Origin of the sequence: Komarekiella delphini-convector SJRDD-AB1 (genome assembly GCF_014831675.1) — a bacterium.
Lineage (GTDB): Bacteria > Cyanobacteriota > Cyanobacteriia > Cyanobacteriales > Nostocaceae > Komarekiella.
The window spans coordinates 1-8,704 of sequence record NZ_VJXY01000105.1 but is presented as its reverse complement, the minus strand read 5'-3'; the positions used below and the strand labels follow the sequence as shown (position 1 = coordinate 8,704).

Here is an 8,704-nt window from a genome sequence, read left to right as displayed (position 1 = left end):
TGTCGAATTCAGGTGGAAATACCTCTAACAACTACCGTGCCAGAAGTGTCGTCTAGCTAGTTGATTTATGATTAGTCTGTTAATTGTGGATGATCAAAGCCTGATTTGCCAAGGGCTGAAAACAATGTTGGAGTTGCAGCCAGATTTGCAAGTTGTGGGGATTGCTAGCAATGGTGAGATGGCGATAGAGCAGGTTGCAGCCCTCCAGCCTAATTTGGTACTAATGGATGTGCGAATGCCATTGATGGATGGGAGAGCCGCAACACGAATAATCTGCGAGCGATTTCCTAATGTGAAAGTGCTGGTACTCAGCACGTTTGACGATGACCAGTATATTGTCGAGTCGATCCGGGCAGGTGCGAAAGGCTACCTATTGAAAGATATGCCCGCAGACGAGTTAGTACAAGCAATTCGGCTGGCGTGCCAGGGTTATGCTCAGTTGGCTCCGGGGCTGTTAGAAAAACTGATGAAGAATCCTTTGGGCATTGCTAAACCTACCGCTTCGCCAGAATTTGAGACGCTGACGAAGCGAGAGCAGCAGGTTTTGCAGTTTATCGGCAAAGGAGCTACAAATCGAGAAATCGCTGAGCAGTTAGTAGTTGCTGAAGGTACTGTAAAGACTCATGTAACGCATTTGCTAAATCGCCTCGATTGCCGGAACCGCTCCCAGTTAGCGATCATTGCTAATTCGCTCTTTGAGATTAACTGAGCATTACTAACTAATGGCAAAGAAATAACAGTAGAGACAGCATGGTATTGAGAGTGACAACGAGTGCTGAATTATGCCAGCAGTTGAAGTGCTTTCCCTCTTAGAATTGCCTACGGCAATCACCCTAATCCTCCCACTCCATCAGCACCCCATCCACACACGCAATCCCCCACTGCGGAAACTTCGCCAGCAGCTTCTTGATCACAATCTGCAAAGCCGGATCATCATTCCAACACTCCTGCAAGAAGTCAAAACCCGGATTCTGCCTCGAATTCGCAGCAACGCATGAGTTTCTGCATACGTCGTAGTCGCTCCAGGAGCAGAATGTCTGCGGGGAAATCTTAGTTAATAGCTATATTCTGCAACACTTTTTCCAGAAAAATACAGCCAATAACAAGTTACTATACAGCAGTTACTCAAAAACAGGTAAAGCAAGATTATGGCAAGGATTATAGGTACTGATGGAGATGATATTTTAGTAGGAACTGCTGAGAATGACAGATTTATCGCCAGTGCAGGTAATGATACGATTACTGGTGGAGATGGTAGCGATATTATTGATTACAGTGACTTAGAACAACCTGTAACACTCCAACCAGTGGTGATTCAAAAAGGCGTAATTGGAACTGATACGTTTAGAGATTTCTTTGAAACTGTTATTGGTGCTAGAGGACAGACTAATATTATTGATGCAACTACTGGTAGTACGAATGTATCCATAGTAGCTGATTTATCTAAAGAAAGACTAGAAATTAGAGTTGTAGGTTCGCCACCGATAGTAGTCAAGGTGAAAAATTTTGTCAATGTAATTGGTACAAATCAAAATGACACAATTACTGGTGATGCTGTTGATAATGAATTATCTGGTAGCGGCGGCAATGACATAATTAGAGGCAGTGCAGGCAATGATACCTTAAATGGTGGAGATGGTACTGATACGGCTGATTACAGCAAAATAGGTGTAAGCTCTACCATCTTTATTGATGGAACTTTTCAAAAAGGTGGTGGACTAGGTAAAGATTTACTTGGTAATTTTGAAAATCTTGTTGTTGATGCTAGGGCTGCAAATAACACTATAGATGCCTCAATTGCTCCTTCAGCACTCTTTTCAGTTGGAGATGCATCAGTTAACGTTAACCTTGAAAGTCAAAGTTTCGTAATTAATAATGTTCCTAACATAGGCACAGTTAAATTCAAATTTATAAACTTTGATAATGTTAAAGGTACAAATCAAAGTGACACCATTGTTGGAGATAGGCAAAATAATCTGTTATTTGGCAATGGCGGTAACGATACACTTTCTGGCAAAAGTGGCAATGATACACTCGCTGGTGGGTTAGGTACAGATACTCTCACTGGTGGACTCGGTGCAGATAAATTCATTTTTACCAATGTATTAGAGGGCGTTGACATTATCAAAGACTTCAAGGCTGTTGAAGGTGATAAAATTCAAGTTTCTCAAGTAGGGTTTGGCGCTACTGACCTGAGTGACTTCAGTTATGATCCCCTAAATGGTTCTTTGTTTTTCCAAGATTCTAGATTTGCCATTCTTGAAAATAAGCCTACTGGTTTCCAAACTAGTTTAGACATTCAATTAGCTTAAACTTAGGGATTGTGTAAGAGCCTGTCAAGAAACAACTTTTACAATTTCTTATCCAAAAAGCTTACTGAGAAAGCATTTCTAACTCAAAAAAGGCAAGGTTGTTACCTGACAAGCTCTAAGTTCGATACTTGACATCTCCCCCGGTTGGAAACACGGGGGATTCTAAACTGATGTTGCTACGGGGTCTAAAAGACCTACTTCGCAACGTTTACGATATGAGTTTTAGTTGATAGTTTTAAGAAACTTTTTTGAACTTGTTGGCAGTGAATTTAAATGACTGCCTACGTTTAAGTGCTGAAGTTGTGCCGAGAGTGCCAAGGGCAAGTAAGCTAAGGATAGAAGTGGGTTCAGGGACACTGATTATAGTTGCAGAAAAACTAATGGGTAATTCACTATCTTCTGCACCCAAATTTTCAAAACCTGGTGTCAATGGTGGCGCAGAAAAAACCTCTAAATAACTAGGTGTCGGCAAGAAACTAGCAAAAAAAGGACTCGCAAAGTTTCCTCCTGATGTGGAATAACCAAAACCATCACCCGTTAACTGTTGACTACTAAGACTAATTAAATTATCCACATTAAAAGGTTCGTTTCCTGGGATTGGAGTCCCTGCGGGTTGTAAACCAGTAATTGTTTCACCATTACGTGTACCAGTAATTCCAGAAATTAAGTAATGACCCAATTCGTTAGGGGTGTCATTAGTGGTGAAAGTTCCGTTCGCCTCTATACCAGTACCAGAATAATTCCAGTTCCAATTTAAAGCAGAGGCGGTTTGCATTGTTCCAAAAACTAAGCCAAACGTGGTAGTAAGGGCTGTAGCAGATAGTAGAGCTAAATTTTTCATGGGGTCGTTAGTATGTAGATGCTCCCGCTGTTTGTCCTAGACATCGCAAATCTTGTAGAGAGTTTCCGTTTTAATTATCCTAAATTAATACAACAACATTACATTAATGCAACAACATTACTTTTAACAAAATATTCCGAACAAATAACTGTTGGATCAGCTTCTGCCAGCGACTTTGCCTGCAAACGATTAAAAAATTAAACTATGAAAAGTTACAAAATAACTGTTTGGGAGGTGCGTTAGGTGTGTGGTTTTGGGAAAAAGACTCAATTGAGTACAAGATATTCAAGAAATACGAACGAGCATTAGTTAGTCTCGGTGTTAACTTTTCCCTAGATCAAGGCAAACGCATCTAAAGTATAAGAATCCTTTAATAGCAAGAGTTTGAGCGTTTCATGATTGAGGCTATTTTTTCATCAATATCCTTATTTAGCAAGGGTTTCAAGTTTTACGTGTGTTCGCCCTGTTCCCTAGATGGAGTTCAAACTGCCCTTGAAGGCTGCATATTTGGGTTAGAGTGTATTCGTTCTAGGTTTTGTACATTATTATACTACCGCGATAGTGACACAAGAGGGTTAACCACCCCCAAACATGGCTCTTGGTTAATCAGCAGCAACTATAATGTTTGCTGATAAAGTAACTAAGAGCTTGTCAGGTAACAACCTTGCCTTTTTTGAGTTAGAAATGCTTTCTCAGTAAGCTTTTTGGATAAGAAATTGTAAAAGTTGTTTCTTGACAGGCTCTAACACGATCCGGAGAACTTTACATCACTTGTCAAACTCAATATATAGATACTTCAGTGTACGCATGAGTACATTCGGTAAGTATTGGTATCCTTGTTGTGCCAAGCGGATGTTCTTCAACCGTAGCAGCAACCGTTGATAAGCGATGTGCATTTCCTTACGAGCAAGCATCGCACCCAAACAAAAATGAATACCTTGACCAAAAGATAGGTGGTTGCTTGCATTCTGCCGACCCACGTCGAAACGTTGCCCCTGCTGAAATTTTATCGGGTCGCGGTTAGCAGCATCAAAGCGAACCATCACTAAAGACCCAGCTTTGAGATCGATGTCTTGGAGTTTTGTATCTTGCGTTACAACTCGCCACATTCCGGCCGTCGGACTTTCCATCCGTAAAACTTCTTCCACTAAATTCTCTAGCAAGCAAGGATCTGCTTGTAGCAACGGAATCTGCTGTTGATTTTTTGTCAGTAACAACATCCCAGCTGCTAGCGCACTAGTGACTGTCTCATTGCCTGCCACTAGTATTTGCTGGATTATACTTAGTAATTCAGCCGTGTCAAGTTCTCGTTCTCCAGCCACTTTTGTCTGTACCAAGTCGGTTATTAAATCATCTTGAGGCTGTTTTTTACGTGACTTGATGACATCATGAAAATAATGCTGGAAAGCAACAACATCTTTAGCACACTCAATCTCCTGCTCTCTAGAAAGTAATTGTCCTAGACGCGCAATAAAAGCATCCGACCATTGTTTGAACTTTGGCAAATCTGCCTGTGGCACACCTAACTGTTGAGCAATAACTTTGACTGGTAAAGGTACGGCAAACTCACTGACGAATTCACACTTACTGTGGGCAATAAAATCGTCAATAAGTTCATCAACAATTTGCTCAATCAAATCGTGCATTTTGTTTACACGCGACGAGCTAAATGCCTTATTTACTAACGCTCGGAATCGCTCGTGTTCTGGTGGGTCTGCTGTGAGCAGAGTGTTTATCTGGGGCCAACCTTGAGCATAGATTTTCTGCAATTCATCATCTTGTTCTTCTTTGCCAGCCAGTAAAGTAGAGAAATTGCTAGAGAATACTTTTGTATCCTTAAGAATTTCGCTCACCAAGTCGTAGCTGGTAACGAGAAAGAGCTTGGCATCAGACCTTGGACTCGGTAGTTCCATAATTGGTGCTTGCTCCTGAGCCAGCTTGTAGAACTCATAAGGACATATAAGCAGTTCTGGATCGAAGAAGTTGTAATCTGACAGATGCTTCATGCTTGTTATGAGGAAGAGTGAGAATTAGCTTTGAGTCGCTGTCAAGTCAAAAAACATCATAACAGGTTAGGGCAACCTCTAAAGCTCGATCTATGTTGCTTGACATCTTTGCGATCCTATCTTTTATCAAGTGCGATCACCCCTCGCCATTACCCCACACACTCCACCCACTCACACCCCACTGCTCGACACCCGTCCGCGAAGTTTACAACTACCTGCCACTGGCCCAAATACTCATTCCAGAACGGTTCACCATAAGCAATCCCAACAGCTTCGCCAACTTATGAAAGGAGTAAGGTTCTGCATCGAATATTGCCGCATCATTACCTGCAATTCCACAGCCTCACCTTGGGGCGTGTACACAATTTCCCCTGACATAGTAATTACAATCCTCTGTTTCCTCGCCCACTCAAACCAATCCTTCACAGCAGATTTAACCTGCGCGGACTCCGGTTTTCTCTCTTCCTTACAAGCCCCAACAAACACAGCTTCCGGCGATTTGATCCCCTTCCTAGTTCGCAGTGCTTCCTTCAAGTAAGCGCTCGCTTTGCTACTCATCGCACTTCACCAGCACCCCATCCACGCAAGCGATCCCCCACTGCCCAAACTTCGCCACCAATTTCTTGATCACAATCTGCAAAGCGGGGTCATCATTCCAACATTCCGCCAGAAACTCAAAATCAGGTTTTTCCCCCAGCATCCCTGCCAGCTTCAGCTTCTCCATACGCAGAGGTCGTATTTTTGAACGAATTGCGATGCCTTCGGCGGTAAACAACGCCTCGCTCGACCATTTATCAGCATTTGGGGCAGACGCGGCGGAAGCTGGGTCAACATGATGAGTTTTGTCTTCATTGCTCGAAATCAGGTTTTTACCTATCAGCGTTCGCGTAGCGTCTCGTAGAGAAGCGGAAAAGCTAGGTTGAGCTTGTTCTTCAAAATTGGGAGCCACGGGCGCGGCGGAAAAAGTGCCTTCAAGACAATCTTTCGGCTCAACACCCAAATTTTGCTTTTCTCCCAGCAACAAAGCAGATTCACTCTGTACAGCATCCACAAGCGCTAGCGATGTGCAGTCCGTTACCGCAGGTAACTCTTTTTCTTCTTCTTCCACGCTTTCGAGACTCTGAGGCGACGCGCCCCCAAAAGGCGCGTCAGCCGTCACCTCTACACGCGAATTTTCGTATGAAGTGGAAGAATCACACCTCACGATCTCTTTTGAAGAGTTCGTGAGGTGTTTCTGAGGAGTTCGTGAGGATTTCTGAAATCCTTGCTCTGCTTGACTTTGATCTGAGATAGATGCTCTGTACAAAGCACGTATTTCTTTAGAGGCAGCATCTATCTCTGAATCCCCAGCATTTGGTTCTTGTTTTTGAGAATCTGCTTCTTGTGACGCAGAGTTTATTCCCTCTCAAAATTCTTTCATCCGACTGCCATGCAAATTCCGAATCATCCAACCAACAGTTTCGCGTCCGTCTTGAATCGACTTGTCGGGCTTGAAAATAAACAGCCCACTGTCAGACAAAATTTTCTTAGCAGCGATGAAAGTACTGTAACCCAGCCCAGTAGAAAGAGGCATCCATCGAGAACCGTAGGGATCAGCCGTCCAACATTCCTGCCACAATTGCGTAACTGAGGACTTTTGTTGCGATGCCCACAGCATATCTTCTATTGGGATAATCACGTGAAACCTCTTGTATGGCGATTCCTGTTTTTTAGAAGCAGCAGATTTTTTGGATTTGGAACGAGCGATAACAGCTTCGTCAGTTCTAGCTTCGTCAGTTCTACCAAATATTATTTGATTATTTTCAGTCAAGTTAATTACTTTTTCTCAACTATACCTTCACAGACAGTTCAACCGCTCACGCTGGTATTGCGTGAGTAGGTGAGCGAATCAGTAGCTCACGCATTACCACCGTGGAATTCTATTTTTGTATCTACACTGGCTGATTGCTACTTATCAATTCAGAGGTGAATGGCACGCTTTTTTAGTTATTTGTTGAGGCAAGCTGGAGAAGCAGGGGGAGCTGTTCTTGTGCTGGGGGAAACAAGAAAACAAGTGTATTCAACAAGTTTGCAGTAGTAAGAGTCACTAAAAATTTCTCTTTACTCCCCCAACCTCCCCAGCACCCCCAGCTTCTCAAGCGTGACATTCAGTTCAGAGGCTAATTGAAGCGAACTAAATTAAAATTACAATGCAAAATTAACAGCATTGTTTAGTGCGGTGCTACTCACCTTGTTGACTTTAACCAACTTCAAGCGACGACCAGTACCAGAGGAACCATCTAGGTCGAGAAAGACTACAGTATCAGTTCCCTGACTACCAAAGCTCAAATAGCCGCCGGAAATGGCATTAGCATAACTCAGATTGCCTAGGCCAAGGCTAGCAAATAGTGACCGCAGCACAATCTTGTCTGTGCCAACTTTCAAGTCAGTAATCGTATCACCTGCATCTCGGTATCTAGTATAAACAAAGGCATCTGCCCCTGCACCACCTGTCAGGGTATCTTCCCCTTGAAATCCAATGATGATATCGTTGGCAGCAGTCCCTTTGATTTGATCCCGACCACGCGTGCCATTGATCACATTGACAACTGCCTCAAACGCACCGATATCTACTCGACCACCAGAGATGCGCTTAAAGCCAGAACCACGCCCGTCAAAAGGTACTTGTTCAGTGATATTGCCGTCGCCATCAATGTCTGTATTATCAATCGGGATATCTGCGTTCTTGCCACCATTAATGGCTCTGCTACCAGTGACTAGGGCATGAGTTTTGGTTACACCGCCATTATCGCGCAGTGTGAGATCTAGCACCTCTGTTATGGGAACGGTTAACTGTTCGCTAGTATTGAAGCCTGTAGAACCATTGAGGTTACCAATTAGGTTGTAGCCGTTACTGATGAAGTCGCCTACTACGTCGGGGTTAGTAACGTTAATTGTCCCATTGTCAAAAGTGTAAAAGTTGCCAGCAATAATGCTGTTATTAACCTTGATAGTGCCATCTTCGATGTAGATGCCACCACCACCTATTGCTTCAGATTCATAAATAGAAGGGTTGTTGAGAGTAATGGTGCTGTTACTCACTGTCACAAGACCTTGGAAATTATAAATACCAGCGCCAAGATTTGCTGAGTTGCCGCTGAGAGTGCTGTTGATTATCGTCAATGTACCACCATTACGGATACCGCCGCCCTCAGTAGTTGCTGAGTTGCCGCTGAGAGTGCTGTTGATTATCGTCAATGTACCACCATTACTGATACCGCCGCTGGTTCCATCTGCTGAGTTGTCGCTGATAGTACTATCGCTTAGTGTTAAAATACCATTATTCAAGATCCCAGCAGCGAACTCAGTACCGTTGCCATTAATAGTGCTTTTGTTTATAGTCAACGTACCAGAGTCATTGTTGATGCCACCGCCGAACCTAGTAGTCTACCAAGCAAACTTTGCTAGGTTAAGCTCGGATATAAATGCTGCATTTTCCGGCGAGCGTCTTTGGTTTGGAAACCCCAATACACACTGGCTTTTTGCTTATTACGTTGTTTCTCCCA

9 protein-coding genes are annotated in these 8,704 nt (G+C 43.2%); 3 read left to right on the top strand and 6 right to left on the bottom strand.

Going from position 1 to position 8,704, the window contains the following annotated elements:
* Nucleotides 1-67: 67 nt before the first annotated feature.
* The 3 genes from FNW02_RS36520 to FNW02_RS36510 all read left to right on the top strand — a co-directional run bounded on the left by FNW02_RS36520 (nt 68) and on the right by FNW02_RS36510 (nt 2,312).
* On the top strand, nt 68-709 hold the full coding sequence (locus tag FNW02_RS36520; protein WP_162400194.1) for a response regulator transcription factor: 642 nt from the start codon (nt 68-70) through the stop codon (nt 707-709).
* A 73-nt stretch (nt 710-782) separates the two neighbouring features.
* The gene (locus tag FNW02_RS36515; RefSeq protein ID WP_191762368.1) at nt 783-998 is read left to right on the top strand and encodes a hypothetical protein; all 216 of its coding nucleotides are present in this window, start codon (nt 783-785) and stop codon (nt 996-998) included.
* A gap of 150 nt (nt 999-1,148) precedes the next feature.
* Entirely contained in the window at nt 1,149-2,312 is a 1,164-nt protein-coding gene (locus FNW02_RS36510) for a calcium-binding protein (RefSeq protein WP_191762367.1), read from the top strand.
* Nucleotides 2,313-2,547: 235 nt separating this feature from the next.
* On the opposite strand, the gene FNW02_RS36505 is transcribed toward FNW02_RS36510, so the two are convergent.
* From FNW02_RS36505 to FNW02_RS36485, 6 genes are all read right to left on the bottom strand, one after another.
* Nucleotides 2,548-3,153, bottom strand: coding sequence for a PEP-CTERM sorting domain-containing protein (locus FNW02_RS36505; RefSeq protein WP_191762366.1), 606 nt, complete (start codon nt 3,151-3,153; stop codon nt 2,548-2,550).
* A gap of 767 nt (nt 3,154-3,920) precedes the next feature.
* Complete coding sequence (locus FNW02_RS36500; protein ID WP_191762365.1) at nt 3,921-5,159, bottom strand: cytochrome P450; 1,239 nt, start codon at nt 5,157-5,159, stop codon at nt 3,921-3,923.
* Nucleotides 5,160-5,408: 249 nt separating this feature from the next.
* Complete coding sequence (locus FNW02_RS36495) at nt 5,409-5,717, bottom strand: hypothetical protein (protein ID WP_191762369.1); 309 nt, start codon at nt 5,715-5,717, stop codon at nt 5,409-5,411.
* Nucleotides 5,710-6,465: a hypothetical protein gene (locus FNW02_RS39360; protein ID WP_225226239.1), complete on the bottom strand. Its 756-nt coding sequence runs from the start codon at nt 6,463-6,465 to the stop codon at nt 5,710-5,712. The genes FNW02_RS36495 and FNW02_RS39360 overlap by 8 nt, the downstream gene beginning before the upstream one ends.
* Before the next feature lie 99 nt (nt 6,466-6,564).
* Nucleotides 6,565-6,969: a hypothetical protein gene (locus FNW02_RS39355; RefSeq protein ID WP_225226237.1), complete on the bottom strand. Its 405-nt coding sequence runs from the start codon at nt 6,967-6,969 to the stop codon at nt 6,565-6,567.
* Nucleotides 6,970-7,343: 374 nt separating this feature from the next.
* Nucleotides 7,344-8,543 (bottom strand): choice-of-anchor Q domain-containing protein, encoded by a 1,200-nt coding sequence (locus FNW02_RS36485; RefSeq protein ID WP_191762364.1) that lies wholly within the window; start codon nt 8,541-8,543, stop codon nt 7,344-7,346.
* Nucleotides 8,544-8,704 lie beyond the last annotated feature (161 nt).